Source organism: Lacinutrix chionoecetis, from assembly GCF_053604665.1.
In genome coordinates this window covers 1-335 of the sequence record NZ_JBSHNQ010000001.1, presented here as the reverse complement: position 1 = coordinate 335, position 335 = coordinate 1, and the positions used below count along the sequence as shown (strand labels likewise).

Sequence of the window (335 nt, the reverse complement as noted above, 5' to 3'; positions counted from 1 at the left end):
GACAGATGTGCAACAGAGCCAGCCACAGCTTGTTATGAAACAGCAACGTTTAATGACACGACTTGTGCTTGGGAAGTATCCGGTACACAACCAGCAGAACCAACAACAGCATGTTACGAAACTGCTACGTTTAACGATACAACGTGTATGTGGGAAGTAAGCGGTACACAACCAGCGGAACCAACCACTGCCTGTTATGAACCAGCAACGTTTAACGACACGACTTGTGCTTGGGAAGTAACCGGAACACAACCAGCCGAACCAACCACAGCCTGTTACGAAACAGCAACGTTTAACGACACGACTTGTGCTTGGGAAGTAACCGGAACACAACC

General features: G+C 48.4%; 1 protein-coding gene. It reads left to right on the top strand.

Going from position 1 to position 335, the window contains the following annotated elements:
* Window positions 1–335, top strand: a 335-nt coding sequence (locus ACVC43_RS00005; protein WP_452222520.1) for a hypothetical protein, incomplete at both ends; no start/stop codon positions are given.